This is a genomic window from Pseudomonas sp. NFACC08-1 (assembly GCF_900106735.1).
Classification (GTDB): Bacteria; Pseudomonadota; Gammaproteobacteria; order Pseudomonadales; family Pseudomonadaceae; genus Aquipseudomonas; species Aquipseudomonas fluorescens_Q.
Map to the genome: position 1 here is coordinate 418197 of NZ_FNNL01000004.1, position 19819 is coordinate 438015.

At 61.6% G+C, this 19819-nt stretch carries 18 protein-coding genes and 1 pseudogene; 11 read left to right on the top strand and 8 right to left on the bottom strand.

Annotation, left to right across the window (positions count from 1 at the left end; translation table 11 throughout):
- Nucleotides 1-63 precede the first annotated feature (63 nt).
- Nucleotides 64-627 (top strand): alkyl hydroperoxide reductase subunit C, encoded by a 564-nt coding sequence (ahpC, locus tag BLU76_RS11715; protein WP_063320621.1) that lies wholly within the window; start codon nucleotides 64-66, stop codon nucleotides 625-627.
- Between the two features lie 125 nt (nucleotides 628-752).
- Nucleotides 753-2315, top strand: a complete 1563-nt coding sequence (gene ahpF, locus BLU76_RS11720) for an alkyl hydroperoxide reductase subunit F (RefSeq protein WP_063320622.1) — start codon at nucleotides 753-755, stop codon at nucleotides 2313-2315.
- A gap of 87 nt (nucleotides 2316-2402) precedes the next feature.
- Here the strand turns inward: ahpF and gloA are convergent, their stop codons facing one another.
- Nucleotides 2403-2924, bottom strand: coding sequence for a lactoylglutathione lyase (gene gloA / locus BLU76_RS11725; protein ID WP_063320623.1), 522 nt, complete (start codon nucleotides 2922-2924; stop codon nucleotides 2403-2405).
- 194 nt (nucleotides 2925-3118) lie between these two features.
- Here gloA and BLU76_RS11730 point away from each other — a divergent pair, with 194 nt between their 5' ends.
- Entirely contained in the window at nucleotides 3119-3646 is a 528-nt protein-coding gene (locus BLU76_RS11730; RefSeq protein ID WP_063320624.1) for a DUF4946 domain-containing protein, read from the top strand.
- A gap of 110 nt (nucleotides 3647-3756) precedes the next feature.
- Here the strand turns inward: BLU76_RS11730 and BLU76_RS11735 are convergent, their stop codons facing one another.
- From BLU76_RS11735 to BLU76_RS11745, 3 genes are all read right to left on the bottom strand, one after another.
- Nucleotides 3757-4122, bottom strand: coding sequence for a histone-like nucleoid-structuring protein, MvaT/MvaU family (locus tag BLU76_RS11735; protein ID WP_003202992.1), 366 nt, complete (start codon nucleotides 4120-4122; stop codon nucleotides 3757-3759).
- Nucleotides 4123-4333: 211 nt separating this feature from the next.
- Nucleotides 4334-5878, bottom strand: a complete 1545-nt coding sequence (locus tag BLU76_RS11740; protein ID WP_092144675.1) for an EAL domain-containing protein — start codon at nucleotides 5876-5878, stop codon at nucleotides 4334-4336.
- A gap of 106 nt (nucleotides 5879-5984) precedes the next feature.
- The gene (locus BLU76_RS11745; RefSeq protein ID WP_063320626.1) at nucleotides 5985-6848 is read right to left on the bottom strand and encodes a LysR family transcriptional regulator; all 864 of its coding nucleotides are present in this window, start codon (nucleotides 6846-6848) and stop codon (nucleotides 5985-5987) included.
- 220 nt (nucleotides 6849-7068) lie between these two features.
- Here BLU76_RS11745 and BLU76_RS11750 point away from each other — a divergent pair, with 220 nt between their 5' ends.
- A complete protein-coding gene (locus tag BLU76_RS11750; protein ID WP_092144677.1) occupies nucleotides 7069-8013 on the top strand; it encodes a DMT family transporter in 945 nt (314 codons plus the stop codon).
- 250 nt (nucleotides 8014-8263) lie between these two features.
- Nucleotides 8264-9340 (top strand): 4-hydroxyphenylpyruvate dioxygenase, encoded by a 1077-nt coding sequence (gene hppD / locus BLU76_RS11755; RefSeq protein WP_003202983.1) that lies wholly within the window; start codon nucleotides 8264-8266, stop codon nucleotides 9338-9340.
- A gap of 84 nt (nucleotides 9341-9424) precedes the next feature.
- On the opposite strand, the gene rarD is transcribed toward hppD, so the two are convergent.
- On the bottom strand, nucleotides 9425-10309 hold the full coding sequence (gene rarD, locus BLU76_RS11760; protein WP_092222784.1) for an EamA family transporter RarD: 885 nt from the start codon (nucleotides 10307-10309) through the stop codon (nucleotides 9425-9427).
- Between the two features lie 159 nt (nucleotides 10310-10468).
- On the bottom strand, nucleotides 10469-11482 hold the full coding sequence (locus BLU76_RS11765) for an aldo/keto reductase (protein ID WP_092222786.1): 1014 nt from the start codon (nucleotides 11480-11482) through the stop codon (nucleotides 10469-10471).
- A 285-nt stretch (nucleotides 11483-11767) separates the two neighbouring features.
- On the opposite strand from BLU76_RS11765, the gene BLU76_RS11770 reads away from it, so the two are divergent.
- The 6 genes and pseudogenes from BLU76_RS11770 (at nucleotide 11768) to BLU76_RS11790 (ending at nucleotide 18270) form a co-directional block, all read left to right on the top strand.
- Nucleotides 11768-12904, top strand: coding sequence for a glycerate kinase (locus tag BLU76_RS11770; protein ID WP_092222788.1), 1137 nt, complete (start codon nucleotides 11768-11770; stop codon nucleotides 12902-12904).
- A gap of 288 nt (nucleotides 12905-13192) precedes the next feature.
- Nucleotides 13193-13963: pseudogene (locus BLU76_RS32305) on the top strand (MCP four helix bundle domain-containing protein); the annotation flags it as partial.
- A complete protein-coding gene (locus BLU76_RS32310) occupies nucleotides 13955-14818 on the top strand; it encodes a methyl-accepting chemotaxis protein (protein ID WP_371856948.1) in 864 nt (287 codons plus the stop codon). The pseudogene BLU76_RS32305 and the gene BLU76_RS32310, both read left to right, overlap by 9 nt.
- A gap of 41 nt (nucleotides 14819-14859) precedes the next feature.
- Nucleotides 14860-16044, top strand: coding sequence for a pyridoxal phosphate-dependent aminotransferase (locus BLU76_RS11780; protein WP_092222790.1), 1185 nt, complete (start codon nucleotides 14860-14862; stop codon nucleotides 16042-16044).
- A 218-nt stretch (nucleotides 16045-16262) separates the two neighbouring features.
- On the top strand, nucleotides 16263-16964 hold the full coding sequence (locus BLU76_RS11785; RefSeq protein ID WP_063320633.1) for a response regulator: 702 nt from the start codon (nucleotides 16263-16265) through the stop codon (nucleotides 16962-16964).
- A gap of 4 nt (nucleotides 16965-16968) precedes the next feature.
- Nucleotides 16969-18270: an ATP-binding protein gene (locus BLU76_RS11790; protein WP_092222792.1), complete on the top strand. Its 1302-nt coding sequence runs from the start codon at nucleotides 16969-16971 to the stop codon at nucleotides 18268-18270.
- A 68-nt stretch (nucleotides 18271-18338) separates the two neighbouring features.
- Here BLU76_RS11790 and BLU76_RS11795 read toward each other — a convergent pair whose 3' ends face one another.
- On the bottom strand, nucleotides 18339-18980 hold the full coding sequence (locus tag BLU76_RS11795) for a DUF1345 domain-containing protein (RefSeq protein WP_092222795.1): 642 nt from the start codon (nucleotides 18978-18980) through the stop codon (nucleotides 18339-18341).
- Between the two features lie 41 nt (nucleotides 18981-19021).
- Nucleotides 19022-19675, bottom strand: a complete 654-nt coding sequence (pncA, locus tag BLU76_RS11800) for a bifunctional nicotinamidase/pyrazinamidase (RefSeq protein WP_092222799.1) — start codon at nucleotides 19673-19675, stop codon at nucleotides 19022-19024.
- Nucleotides 19676-19819 lie beyond the last annotated feature (144 nt).

The window sequence follows — 19819 nt, forward strand, 5'->3', positions numbered from 1 at the left end:
CAGCCTGGCGATGAGTGGTTAAGATCCTCTCCATCAACTTTCAACCCTGACGGAGAAACATCGATGCCTATCATCAACAGCCAAGTTAAACCGTTCAACGCTACCGCCTTCAAAAATGGCGAATTCGTCGAAGTATCGGACGCCAACCTGAAAGGCAAGTGGTCTGTCGTGTTCTTCTACCCAGCCGACTTCACCTTCGTTTGCCCAACCGAGCTGGAAGACCTGGCCGACAACTACGCCGAATTCAAGAAGCTGGGCGTCGAAATCTACAGCGTTTCCACCGACACTCACTTCGCCCACGCCGCCTGGCACAACACTTCGCCAGCCATCGGCAAGATCCAGTACACCATGATCGGCGACCCGACCCACGTCATCTCCCGCAACTTCGACGTGCTGATCGAAGAAGTCGGCCTGGCTGACCGCGGTACTTTCGTGATCAACCCAGAAGGCCAGATCAAGATCGTCGAGATCAACGACGGTGGTGTCGGCCGTGACGCTTCCGAGCTGTTGCGCAAGGTCAAGGCCGCCCAGTACGTCGCCGCTCACCCGGGCGAAGTCTGCCCAGCCAAGTGGAAAGAAGGCGAGGCCACCCTGGCGCCGTCCCTGGACCTGGTCGGCAAGATCTAAGACCGTGAGTCCCTTGAGGGCGGTCATCCGCACCTAAGCAAGCTGCACCGCCCACAAAAAAACGCCCGGGCGAGATTCGCTCGGGCGTTGTTTTTTCTGAAATTCAAAAAATGGAAATCGCCCGTATGTTGGACGCCAATCTTAAAGCTCAGTTGAAGTCATACCTGGAACGGGTCACCCAGCCGATCGAGATCGTCGCTTCCCTCGATGACGGTGCGAAATCCCAGGAAATGCTTGCGTTACTCAAAGACGTTGCCAGTCTTTGCGACCAGATTACTTTGCTCGACAACGGCACCGATGCGCGCAAGCCTTCGTTTTCGTTGAATCGCCCGGGTGCCGATATCAGCCTGCGTTTTGCCGGCATCCCCATGGGCCACGAATTCACTTCGCTGGTGCTGGCCTTGCTGCAAGTCGGCGGTCACCCATCGAAGGCCAGTGTCGACGTCATCGAACAGATCCGCTCCCTCAAGGGCGAGTTCAACTTCGAGACCTATTTCTCGCTGTCGTGCCAGAACTGCCCGGACGTGGTCCAGGCACTGAACCTGATGGCGGTGCTGAACCCGAACATTCGCCACGTCGCCATCGACGGCGCGCTGTTCCAGGCCGAGGTCGATGAACGGCAGATCATGGCCGTGCCGAGCATCTACCTGAACGGCGTGAACTTTGGCCAGGGCCGCATGGGCCTGGAAGAGATTCTTGCCAAGATCGACACCAGCGGTATCGAGCGCCAGGCCGAGAAGATCAGCGCCAAGGATGCGTTCGATGTGCTGGTGGTGGGCGGTGGCCCGGCCGGTGCTTCGGCGGCGATCTATGCGGCCCGTAAAGGCATCCGCACCGGTGTGGCGGCCGAGCGTTTCGGCGGGCAGGTGCTCGACACCATGGCCATCGAGAACTTCATCTCGGTCCAGGAAACCGAAGGGCCGAAACTGGCCGTCGCCCTGGAAGAACACGTCAAGCAGTACGACGTGGACATCATGAACCTGCAACGTGCCGACGCCTTGGTGCCAGGCAAGGCCGGCGGGTTGCATGAAATCAAGTTCGCCAGCGGTGCGAGCCTCAAGGCCAAGACCGTGATCCTGGCGACTGGTGCCCGCTGGCGTGAAATGAACGTGCCGGGCGAGCAGCAGTATCGCAACAAGGGCGTGGCGTACTGCCCGCACTGCGACGGTCCGCTGTTCAAAGGCAAGCGCGTGGCGGTGATCGGCGGTGGTAACTCCGGTGTCGAGGCGGCCATCGACCTGGCCGGTATCGTCGCCCACGTCACCTTGCTGGAGTTCGATGTGCAATTGCGTGCCGACGCGGTATTGCAGCGCAAGCTGCACAGCCTGCCAAACGTGACGGTGATTACCAATGCCCAAACCACCGAAGTGACTGGAGACGGTCAGAAGGTCAATGGCTTGCGCTACAAGGACCGTCCGAGCGGTGACGTGCGGGATGTGGAGCTGGAGGGGATCTTCGTGCAGATCGGCTTGTTGCCCAACACCGATTGGCTCAAAGGCACCGTCGAGCTGTCGCCGCGGGGTGAGATTATCGTCGATGCCCGGGGTGAAACCTCGATCCCTGGCGTGTTCGCCGCCGGTGACGTGACCACCGTGCCGTACAAGCAGATCGTGATTGCCGTAGGCGAGGGCGCCAAGGCTTCGCTGAGTGCCTTCGACCACCTGATCCGCACCTCCGCGCCGGCATAAGCAGCCGAAAGCGGCAAGACAAAACCCCATGGGCCTGGCTCATGGGGTTTTTTATCGGCCCTTATTTTGCGGGAGCGGTGGTGAGGTTTACAGCGGTGCAGGCTGGATGATTTCCACCCAGTAGCCATCCGGGTCCTTGATGAACGCCAGGCTTTTCATGCGACCGTCGTTCAGGCGTTTCTGGAAATCGCAGCCCAATGCTTCGAAGCGCTCGCAGGCGGCGGCGACGTCGGGTACCGAGATGCAGATGTGGCCGAAGCCGCGTGGGTCGGTGTTGCCGTTATGGTAGGCGAAAGCCGGGTCGCTTTCGGTGCCATGGTTGTGGGTCAGTTCCAGGATGCCAGGGATCGACTTCATCCATTCGGTCCGCGCCGCTGCGTCCGCCGGGATCTGGTTCTTGTCCACCAGCGCCAGGAAATACAGGCTGAATTCGGCTTCCGGGAAGTCGCGTTTTTCCACCAGCGAGAAACCCAGCACGCGGGTGTAGAAATCCAGGGACTTGGTGATGTCCTTGACGCGCAACATGGTGTGGTTGAAGACGAACTTGGCCGTGGCAGCGTCGGGTTGGGCGGTGACGCCAGGGAAAGTGTTGAGTTCGTGCAGGCTCATGGGCCCTCCGGATATAAGTGGGGCAAACGGCGTCGCACGCTTGGTTGCGACGGTTCCTGGGCTTGCGTCAGACGGCTTCCTTGCAGGTGCGAGCATGATACGCAAGGGATGCGGTGTCGCCAAACCGTGTGTGGCTATTGCCTGCTTCTGTCTCGGGCTTCAGACTTTACGATTCGCCCTTGAGTGCCAACGCAATGATTCGACCGTTCCTTTCGCTGTTTGTCCTGCTGTTTGCCTGCATTGCGAGTGTCGGCGGCGTCCAGGCGGACGAACCGCAGATCGCCTGGCCCCAAGGCTGGGTTGTCGAGCCTCTGCCCGCCGACGCCGCGGCACCGGGCCCCTTGCGACAACGTGCAACCAAGAGCGATTCGGCAGGCAATGCCGTGATGGTCATGGAATTGACCACGACTACCATCGAACCCGATCACCAGGTCAACTTGCAAGGCGTGTTGCTGGAAATGCGCAAATCGATCCAGAAGGATTTCTTCCAGGGCGGTTACCAAAGTGTGTGCAATAAAATCCATGCTTCCATGTTGGGCGGCGTAACTGCGTTGGAAACCACTTGTACGATCACGCAAAACGGACGACATGTATTGTCTCAGGCACTCGTCGCGGCACTAAATGAGGGCAAGGCTTATGTGCTGTCCTATGCAGGGCAGGCGCAGGTGTTTGTTGAAAGCCAGGATGAAATACAGTCGGTGCGAAACAGTTTGAAACTATAACGCCGTCAGCGTAGTACGCTCGGAATTTAATCCAAAAGTTTAGCCCATAAAAAAGCCCTGAGTGTATTCAGGGCTTTTTTGCATCATGGACGCTGTCAACCGCGCCCGTGTCAACCACGCAACCAAGAGTCGACGGTAGCTGCACCGTACTGTTCTTTCCAGGCTTTCAGGCCGCGGTGATTGCCGCCCTTGGTCTCGATCAACTCACCGGTGTGCGGGTTCTGGTAAACCTTTACCACTCGCGCACGGCGGGTCTTGATGGGTTTGGTCGATTGCAGGCTTGCCTTGGACGGGTTCGGGTCGAGGATCGCGACGATGTCGCGCAGGCTCTTGCCGTAGGTTTTCATCAGTCCCTGGAGCTTTTCCTCGAATTCGATTTCCTTCTTGAGCCCGGCATCGTTCTTCAGCGATTCCAACTGCTTGAGCTGTTCTTGAAGGGCCTTTTCGGCTGCACGAAATTCAGCGAGTCTGGACAAAATCGTTACTCCAATCAAAATATTTGGCTGATACCAACCGCAAACAAAGCTATAAGCCGAGCGCCTTGGTGTTAATGACTCTCCTGCTATCTGGCACAGGTAGAAAAATTGTAGTAGTTAATCCGTAAAGTGTAAATCGTAACTTTTTCGTTATGTAACAACAGCAAAAGCTTTTATCAGTTGGGCATCGTCGTCAATAGATCGGCGGCGGTTAACTGCCATTAAGCCCGGTCAAGGTCTCAATGAACGCCTGTCCGCTAATCGGTCGACCAAATAGATAACCCTGTAGAAAGTTCACCCCATGGGCGCTCAGGTAGTCGCTTTGCTCGACGGTTTCGACCCCCTCGGCCACCATGTCCAGGCCCAGCTTGCCCGACAGTTCGATGATGCTGTCGAGCAGGTGCCGTGACAGAGTATCGGCACCGATCATCGCGACAAAACTCTGGTCGATCTTCAAGAAGTCCACATTGAATTGACGCAAGTACGCCAGGCTGGAATGACCCGTACCGAAATCGTCGAGGGCGATCTTGACGCCCAGCTCCCGCAGTTGGTCGAACAGTTGCCGGGTAACGGGCGTAGGTTCGATCAACTCGCGCTCGGTCAACTCCAGCACCAGGGCAATCGTACCCGGCGCGAAGGCGGCGAGAAATTCGCGACAATCGTCCACCAGCGCCAGATCCTGGCAGTGGCGGGCGGTGATGTTGATGCCAACATGAAACGGCGCTTCCAGTTGAGGCGCCAGCGGTTCCAGCAGGCGCATGGTCTGCTGCATCAGCGCCCGGGTCATCGGTACGATCAGGCCGCTGTGTTCGGCGAAGGGAATGAACAGGTCCGGGCGAACCAGGCCTTCCTTGGGGTGGTTCCAGCGCATCAGCACTTCGACGCCGGCCCAGCGTTTGCTGTCGCTGTGTACGACCGGTTGCAGATAGGGCACGAACTCGCCGGCTTCCAGGGCCCGTTGCAGTTCACGACTGGGCGAGGAGGCGCGTTTTTGCAGCCAGTGTCCGAGGGTCCCGGCCACGACGCCGAAGAAGATCAGCAAGCTGAACAGCGGCGGATATTCCCTGGCCATGTAGCGCCAGGTTTCACCCTCGTCGAAGCCGGCTTCTACATTGAAGGCGTAGCGCGATGACCCCAGCTCATGCTGGGCGACCGGCAGCCCGGGCATGGGCGCTGGCCGGACCTTGCCGTCCGCCGCCAGCCAGTTCGGCCCGACTTGCAGCCGTAGCCGGGTCTGGCGGCCGATCAAGCGCAAGACGTTCGTCAGGTGGTACCCGTCAAGCGTGGCCAAGGCGCCTTGATGGCCCTCGTTGAGCCGGTAAATCAGCAGCGCGGTGTTCGGCGTGACCGGGTTGCCGTCCATGAGCCACAAGCTGCCTTGATGGTAGTCGCTCGGGTTGACGCGTTCCTCGAAGGCACCGAACAGCGAGCTGCAATACAGGTTGTTGTCCCAGATAAGGTTGGTCGAACGGACAAAGGGCCGGCGCGTCACTTGTTCGCGTAATGCCAGCTTCACCGCTTCGCAGGGCTGGCCGGCCAGGGGTAATAGTTCATGGGCCGCCAGGGCCGTGTTGTCGAGCATCAGTTCGATCTGCCTGACCAGTTCCTCGGCAGTCTGCCGGGTGTGTTGCGCCAGCGTCCGTTCGGCCTGCATGTACAAAATGGCCAGCCCTGACAGCATCGGTACCAGGCCGCAAAGCAGGGTGACGAGCGCGCGACGGGGCCGGGTGTGCGAGCGTGTGGCGGTCAAGGGCATCGGCACAACCTGAGAAGAAAAGGGATGAGGGGGAATCGTCGGATGCCGTCCATGATAGATGGCTTGCCGAGCGCTTGCTGACCGCAGCGTGACTGTGGGAGCGGGCTCATGACTGTCGGGCCAGCTCGATGAACGCCAGGGTGGCGGGCGAGGCCTGGCGGCTGTCCAGGACTGCCAGGCCAATCTGACGCGGCACTCGTGGGGACAAGGGGCGGGCAACGTAACCGGGATTTCCATCGTCCGGCAACGACCCCTCGGACACCACGCTCACCGCCTCACCGCGCCTGACTATATCCAGGGTGCTGAGCAGTTGCGAACAACGAAAACGCACATTCGGGGTCAGCCGGGCGGCATTGAACAGGCGCGAAACCAGTTCCGACGATCCGGCCTCGGTGTGCACGAAGGGGTCGTTGCACAGGTCCTTGAGGCTCAGGCTGGCCTGGGCGGTGAGGGGATGGTTTGTGGGCAGCAGGGCGACCATCTGATCTTCCATCAGCATGAACGTATCGAAACGCTCCTCGGGCAGCACCACGAAGCCGACGTCGATCCGCCGTTCGTCCAGCCATTGGAGGACCTGCCTGTCGGGCCCTTCATCGATGTGCACTTCGATGCCCGGGTGCAAGTCTCGATAGCGCCGCAGGATACCGGGCAACAGTTTCATCGATGACGTCGGCCCGAACGAGCCGATGCGCAAGGTGCCTCGGCGCATGCCTCGGGCATCGGCGGCTTCCTGGCGCAAGGTGTTGGCCAGCCCGAGCATGGCCCGGGCCCGCAGCAGCAATTGCTGACCAATGTCGCTGAGTTCCACCTGGGATTGATGACGCCTGAGCAATTCCACGCCCAATTCTTGTTCCAGGGACTTGATGGCGTGGGACACCGCTGACTGGCCGATGCCCAGACGCGTTGCCGCCGCCGTGAACCCCCGCAGCTCGGCGACCAGGGAGAAGATTTCGAGTTGGGTGAGGGTCATGAGGGTTTGCTCATTTTACGATGATTAAGCATGAGGCAAACAATGCGACATCTCAACCGTGCACGGAACCGCGGTCCAGGCTTTTCTGTGGCGAGGGAGCTTGCTCCCGCTGGGCTGCGAAGCAGCCCTCCGGGCCAAATCAGCAGGGGCCCGCTGCGCGGTCCAGCGGGAGCAAGCTCCCTCGCCACGGATGTCCGATTGATCTCAATGTGGTGAAACCATGAAAACCCTCGAACAAACCCTCCCAACCCCGTCAGACCTGCCGGTCTACCTGAAGCTCGCCATGGTCACCATGATCTGGGGCGGGACCTTCGTCGCCGGCCGGATCCTTTCCGATGCCTTGGCGCCGATGTTTGCCGCCAGCCTGCGTTTCCTGTTGGCAAGTATCGCGCTGCTGGCATTTCTCGCCCTGGCCGGGATCCCGCTGGCCAGGCCCAGTGTGAAGCAGGGGCTGCACTTGGCCGCGCTGGGGTTCTTCGGCATCTTTTTCTACAACCTGTGCTTCTTCTATGGCTTGCAGTACATCAACGCGTCGCGGGCTTCGCTGATCGTGGCCTTGAACCCAGCGGTGATCGGGCTGGCGTCCTGGTGGTTGTTCAAGGAGCGGCTGAGCCGCTTGAAAGTGGCGGGCATCGTGCTCTGCATCGGTGGGGCGGGGCTGGTAATCGTCAGTCGTGATCCGTCCTTGTTGCAAGGCGCCGCGCAGGGTTGGATCGGCGACCTGCTGATTTTTGGTTGCGTGCTGGGCTGGGGCATCTATTCGCTGTTTTCCAGGCGCTTGAATGACAGCCTCGGCCCCTTGCAGACCGTGACCTGGTCGATTCTGCTGGGCACGCTGATGTTGTGGCTGGCCTGCGCGGCGGCGGGCGAGATTCGTGTCGAAGCCCTGCGCGCGCTGGATTTGGAGCAATGGCTGAGCCTGTTGTACCTCGGCGTGCTGGGCTCGGCCTTGGCCTATATCGCCTGGTATGACGGCATTCGCCGGATCGGTGCGACCCGTTCCGGGGTGTTCATCGCGCTCAACCCGTTGACGGCGGTGCTGTTGGGGGCGCTGCTGCTGGACGAACGGCTCACGGCCTTGATGTGTGTCGGCGGGGGCGTGATTCTGGTGGGCATTTTCCTGTGCAACAAACCCCTTGCGCGGGCGAAGGAAAAGGCGATTTGATACAGAAGGCGGACAAACCAGGTTACGCTGTGTAGAATCGAGTTACGCATATAAGAATAACGTCTTCTGGCAGCAGAAGCCTCGCCCGCAAGAGCCTTGGGTCGACAATGAAGATACTTGGGTTTCAACTGATCTATGGCGATTTCCTCGCCCGCAGCGTTCGTGGCATTTCCTGCGCGCCGCCCCGTGTCCTCAGCATCGCCAGCAACTAACGTTTTTTGTTAATTGACCCGACTGATGAGGCGCCGACATGGCAGATCTATACGAAAACCCCATGGGCCTGATGGGCTTCGAATTTATCGAATTCGCATCCCCGACCCCCAATACCCTGGAGCCGATCTTCGAGATCATGGGCTTCACCAAAGTGGCCACCCACCGCTCCAAGGACGTGCACCTGTATCGCCAGGGCGCGATCAACCTGATCCTCAACAACGAACCCCACAGCGTGGCGTCATACTTTGCCGCCGAGCATGGTCCGTCGGTGTGCGGCATGGCGTTCCGGGTCAAGGATTCGCAAAAGGCCTACAAACGTGCCCTGGAACTCGGCGCCCAGCCGATCCACATCGAGACCGGCCCGATGGAGCTGAACCTGCCGGCGATCAAAGGCATCGGCGGTGCGCCGCTGTACCTGATCGACCGTTTTGGCGAAGGCAGCTCGATCTATGACATCGACTTTGTGTTCATCGAGGGCGTTGACCGCAACCCAGTGGGCGCGGGCTTGAAAATCATCGACCACCTGACCCACAACGTGTATCGCGGGCGCATGGCCTACTGGGCCGGCTTCTACGAGAAGCTGTTCAACTTCCGCGAGATCCGTTACTTCGACATCAAGGGCGAATACACCGGCCTGACCTCCAAGGCCATGACCGCCCCGGATGGCATGATCCGTATCCCGTTGAACGAAGAATCGTCCAAGGGCGCCGGACAGATCGAAGAGTTCCTGATGCAGTTCAATGGCGAAGGCATCCAGCACGTGGCTTTCCTCACCGATGACCTGGTCAAGACCTGGGATCACCTGAAAAGCATCGGCATGCGCTTCATGACCGCGCCGCCGGACACTTACTACGAAATGCTCGAAGGCCGCCTGCCGAACCACGGCGAACCGGTGGATGAACTGCAATCGCGGGGCATTCTGCTGGACGGTGCTTCCGAGCAGGGCGACAAGCGCCTGTTGTTGCAGATCTTCTCGGAAACCCTGATGGGGCCGGTGTTCTTCGAATTCATCCAGCGCAAGGGCGATGATGGTTTCGGCGAAGGCAACTTCAAGGCGCTGTTCGAATCCATCGAGCGCGACCAGGTGCGCCGTGGGGTGCTGGCGACCGAGTAACACCTGAGTGCAAAAAAGCCCGCCTGGCAGTGATGCCAGGCGGGCTTTTTATTGAACGACGCAGACCCAGGGTGGGAGCGGGCTTCAGCCCCTGCGCTGCTGCCGCACCAAGTGCTTGAACCCTTCGAACACCAGCACCGCCACCGCCATCCAGATAGGGATGTAGGTCAGCCATTCACCGGCCTTGATGCTTTCACCCAACAGCAGCGCAACGCCCAGCAGCAACACCGGCTCAACATAACTCAACAGCCCGAACAGGCTGAACGGCAGCAATCGACTGGCGACGATGTAGGACACCAGCGCGCTGGCGCTGATCACCCCGAGCACCGGGATCAGAAGCGACAGCCATGGGTATTGATCGAAAACGTCGAGGCCCTGTTCACCGCTTTGCACGAACCACAGTGCAACGGGGAGCATCAGGGTCATGTCCAGCCAGAGTCCACCCAGGTTGTCGGTCTTGATGCGTTTGCGCAGGATGAAATAGATCGGGTAGCCAATCACCACCAGCAAGGTTGCCCAGGAAAAACCACCCACCTGGTACAACTCGTTGAACACGCCCAGGGTGGCGAAGAACACGGCGACTTTCTGCAGGTAGGAAAGGCGTTCGCCATAGACGATGCGTCCGGTCAGGACCATCGACAGCGGCAACAGGAAGTACCCCAGCGACACGTTCAGGCTGTAGCCATTGAGCGGCGCCCACATGAACAGCCACAGTTGCGCGCCCATCAGTGCCGACGAGGCTATTGCTGCGATCAGCAGCCGTGGCGTGGCGATCAGGCGTTGGATCAGCGCCGTGACCAGTTTCCATTCCCGCGTCACCAGCATGAACGCGGTCATGCATGGCATCGTCAGCAGCATGCGCCAGCCGAAGATCTCCACGCCGGTCAGCGGTGAGAGTAACGAGGTGTAGTAGTACATGACGGCGAACAGCGCGGAGGCCGAGACCGATAGAGCGATGCCTTTGGACACTGAGGCCTCTTATTTTGATGGGAACACTGTTGTGGTGACGAGAGTAGTTGTGGCGAGGGAGCTTGCTCCCGCTCGGCTGCGAAGCGGCCGCAACTGAAGGGTCCGCTGCGCGGCCCAGCGGGAGCAAGCTCCCTCGCCACGTTCTTGTTCGATGAACGATTATGACGTACGCGGTACTCGCCCCGGCACGAAATGACTCACATCATTGAACCCCGGCGTCGACGCATGCCCCGGCGTCACCAGCGAATCGATGAACGCTTCATCTTCCGCGCTGATCTTCACCGATTGCGCCTTGGTGTACGAATCCCACTGCTCCTCGGTGCGCGGCCCGACGATGGCCGAGGTCACGGCGTTGTTGTTCAGCACCCAGGCGATGGCGAACTCGACGATGCCCACGCCGCGGCCTTGGGTGTATTGCAGGATCTGCTGGGCAATGCGCAGGGACTCGACCCGCCACTCGGTTTCCAGGATGCGTTTGTCTTGGCGGCCCGCACGGCTGTTGGCGTCCGGCGCCACGTCCGGCGCGTACTTGCCGCTGAGCACGCCTCGGGCCAGGGGGCTGAACGGCACCACGCCGAGGCCGTAGTTCTGCGCCGCAGTGATCTGTTCGGTTTCGGCCTGGCGGTTGACGATGTTGTACAGCGGTTGGCTGATCACCGGCCGGTCGATGCCCAGGCTGTCGGCGATCCGGATCACTTCGGCGATGCGCCAGCCACGGTAGTTCGACAGGCCCCAGTAGCGAATCTTGCCTTGGCGAATCAAGTCGCCGATGGCCGACACGGTGACGTGCAGCGGCGTGTTGTGGTCTTCGCGGTGCAGGTAATAGATGTCCAGGTAATCGGTGCCCAGGCGCGTCAGGCTGGCCTCAATGCCATTGAACAGGTGTTTGCGGCTCAGGCCGCTGCGGTTGGGCATGCCGTCCGGCGGGCCGAAGCCGACCTTGGTGGCCAGCACCCATTCCTGGCGATGACGGGCGATCGCCTCGCCGACGATTTCCTCGGAGCGACCATTGGTGTAGACGTCCGCGGTGTCGATGAAATTGATGCCCTGGTCCCAGGCCTTGTCGATGATCCGCAGCGAATCCTCGGTGCTGGTCTGTTCGCCGAACATCATCGTGCCCAGGGTCAGCGTCGAGACTTGCAACCCGGAATGGCCTAGCGTGCGGTAGCTCATGACAAGATCCTTTCATCCATGGGGAAAGGCCCAATCAAACCCCAGAACCACCGCACGGATCAAACAGAATTCTCAAACACCCTCCAAATCAGCTGTGGGAGCTGCGGAACTACCTCTGTGGGAGCGAGCCTGCTCGCGATGAGGCCGGCAGCTTCAACCTGAATCTTCCTGGAAAACCGGTATTTGTGAATTTGAACAATAATGCCCGCTGCCTTTTGTGCAGCGGACCGGCATCATGGCGGCGGTCAACTGGCAGCATGCTGTGCATCGGAACCGGAGAATAATATGAAAATAGTCATCGCCCCCGACTCGTTCAAGGACAGCCTCAGTGCCCAGGGCGTCGCCGATGCCATCGCCCAGGGGCTGGCCGAGGTCTGGCCGGATGCGCAGTTGATCAAATGTCCGATGGCGGACGGCGGGGAGGGCACGGTGGAGTCGGTGTTGGCGGCCTGTCATGGTGAGTGGCGCCACACCCGGGTCCGCGGTCCGTTGGGTGTCGCTGTCGAGGCGCGCTGGGGCTGGTTGGCCGAGAGCCGCACCGCGATCATCGAAATGGCCGAAGCCAGTGGCTTGCAACTGGTGCCGCCGGGGCAACGCGACGCCTGCTCCAGCAGCACCTACGGCACCGGCGAGCTGATTCGCGCGGCCCTCGATGAGGGCGCTGGCCGGGTCATCCTGGCGATCGGCGGCAGTGCCACCAACGACGCCGGGGCGGGTGCGATGCAGGCCCTGGGCGTGGTGTTGCTGGATGACCAGGGCCAACCCCTTCCTCCCGGTGGCCTGGCCTTGGTGAACCTGTCGCACATCGACCTGAGTGAACTCGACCCACGCCTGGCCCGGGTCAGCTTCGAGATCGCTGCCGATGTCGATAACCCGCTGTGCGGCCCCCATGGCGCGTCCGTGGTTTTCGGTCCGCAGAAGGGCGCCTCGGCGTCTCAAGTGCAGGCACTGGACCGGGCCCTGGGGCATTTCGCCGAACGCTGCGCGCGGGCGCTGAACAAGGATGTGCGCGACGAGCCGGGCAGCGGCGCCGCCGGTGGCCTGGGGTTCGCGGCCAAGGCGTTCCTGGGTGCGCAGTTTCGTACCGGCGTGGACGTTGTCGCCCAGTTGACCGGGCTGGCCGAGGCGGTCAACGGCGCCGATCTGGTGATGACCGGCGAAGGCCGTTTCGACGCCCAGACCCTGCGCGGCAAGACCCCCTTCGGCGTGGCCCGCATCGCCCGCCAGCACGGTGTACCGGTGGTGGTCATTGCCGGCACGCTGGGGGAGGGTTACCAGGCGCTGTATGAACACGGCATCGACGCCGCCTTCGCCCTGGCCAGCGGACCGATGACCTTGCAGCAAGCCTGCACCGACGCCCCGCGCCTGCTGAGCGAGCGTGCCCGGGACATTGCACGGCTTTGGCGGGTGGCGCATCGATAAAGTGGTCGAACACTGTACCCGTGGCGAGGGAGCTTGCTCCCGTTGGGCCGCGAAGCGGCGCCGAAACCATCCACCGCAATGTGCAAGGTTGACCACGTTCGATTTGGGCTGCTGCGCAACCCAGCGGGAGCAAGCTCCCTCGCCACAAAAAAGCATTGGGAAATATTTTTTTACACACCCTGCACAAATCCTAAAGCCCAGCCGATAACGGATTAAGCGTATATCCCCATACTCCAATCAGTGCGCTTGCCAGCATGGACGCTCGACCCAACATTTCGAGGTCTTTCCATGTCCCTACGCAGCCTGAATATCGCGCCACGAGCCTTTCTCGGCTTCGCCGTCATCGCGTTGCTCGTCGTTATCCTCGGCGTATTCGCCGCCAACCGCATGTCTGTCATTCGCCAGGCCTCGCTGGAGATGGAACAGACCCAGGTGCCCAGCGTCGGCTATCTGGCCAATGTGCTGGAGAACGTGCTGCGCATGCGCATCCTCTCGTTCCGCATTCTGGTCAACCGGGATCCGGCCAGCCTGACCGAGGCCGAGAGCCGTATCGGCGTGCTGGTGGAAAAACTGAACAAGGCCAATAGCAGCTACGCCGCGCTGCCGAGCACGCCGCAGGAGGCCGAACTGTACAAGGTCTTTTCCGCGACCCTGGAAAAATACCTGCAAGCCCAGAAGGAAATGCTCGACCTGTCGCGGCAGAACAAGGCCGATGAGCTGCGCACCCACATCAATACGCGAATCAAGGAAGGCACCGACCTGATGGGCGAGCAGCTCAACAAGCTCATCGCGATCAACGTGGCCGGAGTCGGCGAAGCCTCGGCCAAGGCCGGTGAGCACTACGACAGCGCGATCACCGGCATCATTATTGTCTCGATCTCCGCCGCCCTGGCCACCGTGGTGCTGGCCTTGCTGCTGACCCGCAGCATCGTCGCGCCGCTCAACCGGGCATTGGAGGCTGCGCGGACCATTGCCAGTGGCAACCTGGTCCAGGTCATCGCGGACGATGGCAAGGATGAGCCTGGGCGCTTGCTCCAGGCCTTGGCCGCCATGCAAGTCAGCCTGCGCCAGACCATCGAGCAGATTGCCGGTTCGGCCACTCAACTGGGCGCTGCGGCGCAAGAGCTGAGCGCCGTGACCCAGGAATCCTCCCGCGGCCTGCAACAGCAGCACAACGAAATCGAACAGGCGGCCACGGCGGTCAACGAAATGACCGCCGCGGTCGAAGAGGTAGCCCGTAACGCGGTGTCCACCTCCGAGGCGTCGAACCAGTCGACCCAGGCCGCCCAGGAAGGCCGCACACGTGTGGTCGAAACCGTCGACGCGATCCAGACCATGACCCACGACGTGCAGGCCACCGCCTCGATGATCGAAGGCCTGGCGGTCCAGGGCCGCGACATCGGCAAGGTGCTGGACGTGATCCGCGCCATTGCCGAACAGACCAACCTGCTGGCCCTCAACGCCGCCATCGAAGCCGCTCGCGCCGGGGAGGCCGGACGCGGTTTTGCGGTGGTGGCCGACGAAGTCCGGGCCCTGGCCCATCGCACTGCGCAATCGACCCAGGAAATCGAAAAAATGGTCGCCGGTATCCAGAACGGCACCGGCCAGGCCGTGCAGTCGATGCAACAAAGCAACCAGCGTACCCAAAGCACTCTGGAAATGGCCCGCGCCGCCGGCGTGGCCCTGGAGCAGATCACTCAGTCGATCCACCAGATCAACGAACGCAACCTGGTCATCGCCAGTGCATCGGAGGAACAGGCCCAGGTTTCCCGTGAAGTGGACCGCAACCTGGTGAACATTCGCGACCTGGCCACCCAGTCGGCCAGCGGCGCCAAACAGACCAGCGACGCGACCCACGAACTGTCGCGCCTGGCGGTGGGGTTGAATGCGATGGTGGCGCGGTTTGTGATTTGAGATAGGGTTGAGGCTGGATATCGCGCAATCAGGAGAGATACATGCGCTTTTCAGTCTTGACCCAACGCATCACCGGCGATGGTGCCGCCGCCTGGCAGATTCACGACCGGGCGCTGGCCATGCGCGAACAGGGCATGGATGTGTTGTTGCTGTCAGTGGGCGATCCGGACTTCGACACCCCGCGCGCCATTGTCGATGCTGCCGTGGGCAGCCTGCGGGCCGGTGAGACCCATTATTCGGACATCCGCGGCTTGCACACCTTGCGCACCAGTATTGCCCGGCGTCATCGCCTGCGTTGCGGCCAGCCTGCGGGGGCCGAACAGGTCGTCGTACTGCCGGGGGCGCAGTGCGCGGTGTATGCGGTCGCGCAATGCCTGCTCAACCCTGGCGACGAAGTCATCGTCGCCGAGCCGATGTATGTCACCTATGAAGCGGTGTTCGGTGCCTGCGGGGCGACAGTGGTGCCAGTGGCGGTCCGCCCGGAGAACGGTTTTCGGGTCGAACCTGCGGACGTTGCCCCCCTTGTGACCCCGCGTACCCGGGCGATGCTGCTCAACAGCCCGAACAACCCGTCCGGCGCCAGCCTGCCGATGCCCACCTGGCAGGCATTGGCCCGGTTGTGCATCGAACATGACCTGTGGCTGATCAGTGACGAGGTCTACAGCGACTTGCTCTATGACGGCGAGCACATCAGCCCCGCCAGCCTGCCGGGCATGGCCGAGCGCACCGCGACGATCAACAGCCTGTCCAAATCCCACGCCATGACCGGCTGGCGCATTGGCTGGGTCATCGGCCCTGAATCCCTCGCCGACCATTTGGCAAACCTGTCCTTGTGTATGTTGTTTGGCCTGCCGGATTTCGTGCAACGCGCAGCCCAGGTCGCCCTGGAGCAGGCGTTGCCGGAAGTGGCGCAGATGCACGACGAGTATCGCCAGCGCCGGGACCTGGTGTGCGCCATGCTCGACGACTGCCCAGGCCTCAAGCCGGTGCGGCCCGATGGCGGCATGTTCGTGATGGTCGATGTGCGCCGGACCGGTCTCGACGCCCAGGCATTTGCCGAACGGTTGTTGGACGACTATGGCGTGTCGGTGCTGGCCGGCGAGGCGTTCGGGCCCAGTGCGGCAGGGCATATCCGCCTCGGGCTGGTGGTCGATCAGGTGAAGCTGGCGGATGCGTGCCAGCGGATCACCTCGTGTGCGGCGGATCTGCTGCGGGCCCAGCGGTAACGTTTTGTAGTGGCTGTGTGAAATTGTGTAAGGGTTTTGCTCGTGGATGAGCGAGGGCGTATATCCTTGGCAGCTTGAGATTTTCTGCGCCTGGCAGGCCCTCATCGCGAGCAGGCTCGCTCCCACATTGAGTCTTTAGTGCAACTCAGGCCCCTGTGGGAGCGAGCCTGCTCGCGATAGCGTCATTTCCGGCGCCACAGCACTTTCTGGAAACACCCATGCCCAACATCCTCCTGGTCGAAGACGACTGCGCACTCTCCGAACTGATCGCCAGTTACCTGGAGCGCAACGGCTATCAGGTCAGCGTGCTCAGCCGTGGCGATCATGTGCGTGAGCGGGCACGCGTCGATCCGCCGGACCTGGTGATTCTCGACCTGATGCTGCCGGGGCTGGACGGCTTGCAAGTCTGCCGCCTGCTGCGGGCCGACTCGGCGACCTTGCCGATCTTGATGCTCACTGCCCGGGACGACAGCCACGACCAGGTCCTGGGCCTGGAGATGGGCGCCGATGACTACGTCACCAAGCCTTGCGAGCCCCGGGTGCTGCTGGCGCGAGTGCGTACCTTGTTGCGCCGCAGCAGCCTGACCGAGCCGCAGACGGTCAACGACCGCATCCTCATGGGCAACCTCTGCATCGACCTGTCCGAGCGCACCGTAACCTGGCGCGGACAAGCGGTGGAGCTGTCCAGCGGCGAATACAACCTGCTGGTGGTGCTGGCCCGGCATTCCGGCGAAGTACTGAGCCGAGACCAGATCCTGCAGCGCCTGCGCGGCATCGAGTTCAACGGCACCGACCGTTCGGTGGACGTGGCGATTTCCAAGTTGCGGCGCAAGTTCGACGACAACGCCGACGAAGCCCGCAAGATCAAGACCGTGTGGGGCAAGGGTTATCTGTTCAGTCGTTCCGAGTGGGAATGTTGAGCCGATGTGGAAGCTGCTGATTCGCCTTTACCTGGTCACCATCGTGTCCTACAGCGCGGCGATCTACCTGATGCCCGAACTGGTGATCCGCCTGTTCCAAGACCGTTTCATGACCTACAACCTCGATTATTCCCGTGGCCTGCAAACCTTGATGGTCAAGCAGTTCCGCGCCGTGCCCAGCGAGCAGTGGCCGGCGCTGGCGGCGCAGATGGACAAGGAGTTCGAGCCGCTGCGCATCGAGCTGGCGGCGATCGATGACGGCGGCTTCAGTGCCGATGAGCAGGCGCGTCTCAAGCGCGGCGAGAACGTGGTGCGCATCGGTGACTGGGCCTGGCGCACCTTGGCGGCAGCACCGCTGGACGGGCGCACCGCGGTGAAGATGGTCGTGCCGCCAGACCCGGCCGACGTCAGCTGGTTGTACTGGAGCATCAACGTGTTGATCGGCGCGACCATGCTGGCCTGCCTGTTGCTCTGGTTGCGGCCTCACTGGCGCGACCTGGAACGCCTCAGGCGCACCGCCGAACGCTTCGGCAAAGGTCATCTGGGTGAGCGTACGCACATTGCCTCCAGTTCGAACATCGGCAGCCTGGCCCATGTGTTCGACACAATGGCGGGTGACATCGAGAACCTGCTCAACCAACAGCGGGACCTGCTCAACGCCGTGTCCCACGAACTGCGCACGCCACTGACACGGCTCGACTTCGGCCTGGCCCTGGCGCTGTCCGATGACCTGCCGCCGGCCAGTCGCGAGCGCCTGCAAGGGTTGGTCGCGCACATTCGTGAGCTGGATGAGTTGGTGCTGGAACTGCTGTCCTACAGCCGTCTGCAGAACCCGCAACGCCTGCCCGAACGGGTCGAGGTGGCATTGGACGAGTTCATCGACAGCATCCTGGGCAGCGTCGACGAGGACCTGGCGGCGCCGGACGTGGTGATCGACGTGCTGCTGCACGGCGCGCTGGAGCGTTTCGTACTGGACCCACGCCTGACCGCTCGGGCCTTGCAGAACCTGCTGCGCAATGCCATGCGTTATTGCGAAAAGCGCATCCAGGTGGGCGTACTGGTCAGTGATCAAGGCTGTGAGATCTGGGTCGACGACGATGGCATTGGCATTCCCGATAGCGAACGCGAGCGCGTGTTCGAGCCGTTCTACCGTTTGGATCGCAGCCGCGACCGCGCCACCGGCGGCTTCGGCCTTGGCCTGGCCATCAGCCGCCGAGCCCTGGAAGCCCAGGGCGGCACGCTGACCGTCGAAGCCTCGCCGCTGGGCGGGGCGCGCTTCAGGCTGTGGCTGCCAACACCCGTTTGAGCCTCGGTCCGATCTCTGTGGCGAGGGAGCTTGCTCCCGCTGGACCGCGAAGCGGTCCCAATGGCCCCTTACCCAAACAACCCCGCCGCAATATTGATCGAAAACCCCAGGATCGCCGTGTTGAACACAAACCCGATCAACGATTGAGCCAGGACGATCTTGCGCAACTGCCGGGTGGCGACCCCCACGTCGGACGTCTGCACCGCGACCCCGATGGTGAAAGAGAAATACAGGAAGTCCCAATAGTTGGGCGTGGTCAGCCCTTCGGCAAACCGTAGCGCCGGCTCCTGGCCTTCCCAGGTGTAATACAACCGCGCGTAGTGCACGCTGAAGATCACCCCGATCAGCAACCACGAACCGATCACGGTCATTGCCGTGAAACCGTAATGCAGCAGTTTGCCGGCGGCGTCCAGGTCGCGGCTGCCGGCCAGTTCGAAGGTGATGGTTGCCAGGCTGGCCAATGCCGCGATGCAGACCACCAGCAGGACCAGCCCGGCATTTTCATCTTCGATTTCGGCGATGCGCCGGACGTCGGGCGCCTTGGCCCGCACGGTCAGCCAGGACATCAGCACCAGGTAGGTCCAGACGCCGACATTCCAGCCGATCAGGATTTTGCTGATGATCGAGTCCACGGGAACCAGGATACCCACCGCCAGGCCAAGGACCGTGGCGCTGGACAGACGCGGGTGGGTGCGGGCGAGGAAGGGCATGGAGACTCACTGTCCGGAAAGGAGACGCCTAGTATGAGCCGTCACGCGAAGGGGCGGCCATCTATCGCGCTGGAGTCGATCAATTGCACGCCCGCTTCCTGCATCCGTCGGATTGCCGCTTCCATCGAGCCGTCGATATCGATGCCCCGGCAGGCATCCAGTATCACCACCGCATTGAACCCCGCCAACCGGGCATCCAGCGCCGAGAACATCACGCAGAAATCCAGGGCCAGCCCCACCAGGTACACGGTGTCGATGCCGCGTTCCTTGAGATAGCCGGTCAAGCCGGTAGGGGTCAGGTGATCCGCTTCCATGAAGGCTGAATAGCTGTCGATGTCCGGGTTGCAGCCCTTGCGAATGATCAGCTTGGCATGGGGTAGGTCGAGTGCCGGGTGCAGCGCGGCGCCATTGCTGCCCTGTATGCAGTGGTCGGGCCAGAGTTTCTGCTCGCCGTAGGGCAATTGGACGATGTCGAACGGCTGCTTGCCCGGATGGCTGGACGCAAACGAGGCGTGCCCGGCCGGGTGCCAGTCCTGGGCAAGGACGACGTGCCTGAATGAATGCCCCAACTGGTTGATCAGCGGCACGATCTCATCGCCACCCGGCACGGCCAGTTGGCCGCCGGGGATGAAGTCGTTCTGTACATCGATGACTACCAGCGCAGTGGTCAAAGGCCGGTTGGCGGGAACGCCCATGAATGAATCCTCCTTGGAGTGGTTCTTCGATAGTAGCTGAACGGCTTGGGCCTGGTGCGTAGACTGACGCACCGCCATCGCGAGCAGCCTCGCTCCCACAACGAATCTGCGGTGAACGCAGGATTGATGGTTTACAAAAATAGT

Excerpts from the sequence above, each read along its gene's own strand:
- ahpC (WP_063320621.1), top strand. The coding sequence starts at position 64 with ATGCCTATCATCAACAGCCAAGTTAAACCGTTCAACGCTACCGCCTTC.
- ahpF (WP_063320622.1), top strand. The coding sequence starts at position 753 with ATGTTGGACGCCAATCTTAAAGCTCAGTTGAAGTCATACCTGGAACGG.
- gloA (WP_063320623.1), bottom strand. The coding sequence starts at position 2,924 with ATGAGCCTGCACGAACTCAACACTTTCCCTGGCGTCACCGCCCAACCC.
- BLU76_RS11730 (WP_063320624.1), top strand. The coding sequence starts at position 3,119 with ATGATTCGACCGTTCCTTTCGCTGTTTGTCCTGCTGTTTGCCTGCATT.
- BLU76_RS11740 (WP_092144675.1), bottom strand. The coding sequence starts at position 5,878 with ATGCCCTTGACCGCCACACGCTCGCACACCCGGCCCCGTCGCGCGCTC.
- BLU76_RS11745 (WP_063320626.1), bottom strand. The coding sequence starts at position 6,848 with ATGACCCTCACCCAACTCGAAATCTTCTCCCTGGTCGCCGAGCTGCGG.
- BLU76_RS11750 (WP_092144677.1), top strand. The coding sequence starts at position 7,069 with ATGAAAACCCTCGAACAAACCCTCCCAACCCCGTCAGACCTGCCGGTC.
- hppD (WP_003202983.1), top strand. The coding sequence starts at position 8,264 with ATGGCAGATCTATACGAAAACCCCATGGGCCTGATGGGCTTCGAATTT.
- BLU76_RS11765 (WP_092222786.1), bottom strand. The coding sequence starts at position 11,482 with ATGAGCTACCGCACGCTAGGCCATTCCGGGTTGCAAGTCTCGACGCTG.
- BLU76_RS11770 (WP_092222788.1), top strand. The coding sequence starts at position 11,768 with ATGAAAATAGTCATCGCCCCCGACTCGTTCAAGGACAGCCTCAGTGCC.
- BLU76_RS32310 (WP_371856948.1), top strand. The coding sequence starts at position 13,955 with ATGCAAGTCAGCCTGCGCCAGACCATCGAGCAGATTGCCGGTTCGGCC.
- BLU76_RS11780 (WP_092222790.1), top strand. The coding sequence starts at position 14,860 with ATGCGCTTTTCAGTCTTGACCCAACGCATCACCGGCGATGGTGCCGCC.
- BLU76_RS11785 (WP_063320633.1), top strand. The coding sequence starts at position 16,263 with ATGCCCAACATCCTCCTGGTCGAAGACGACTGCGCACTCTCCGAACTG.
- BLU76_RS11790 (WP_092222792.1), top strand. The coding sequence starts at position 16,969 with ATGTGGAAGCTGCTGATTCGCCTTTACCTGGTCACCATCGTGTCCTAC.
- BLU76_RS11795 (WP_092222795.1), bottom strand. The coding sequence starts at position 18,980 with ATGCCCTTCCTCGCCCGCACCCACCCGCGTCTGTCCAGCGCCACGGTC.
- pncA (WP_092222799.1), bottom strand. The coding sequence starts at position 19,675 with ATGGGCGTTCCCGCCAACCGGCCTTTGACCACTGCGCTGGTAGTCATC.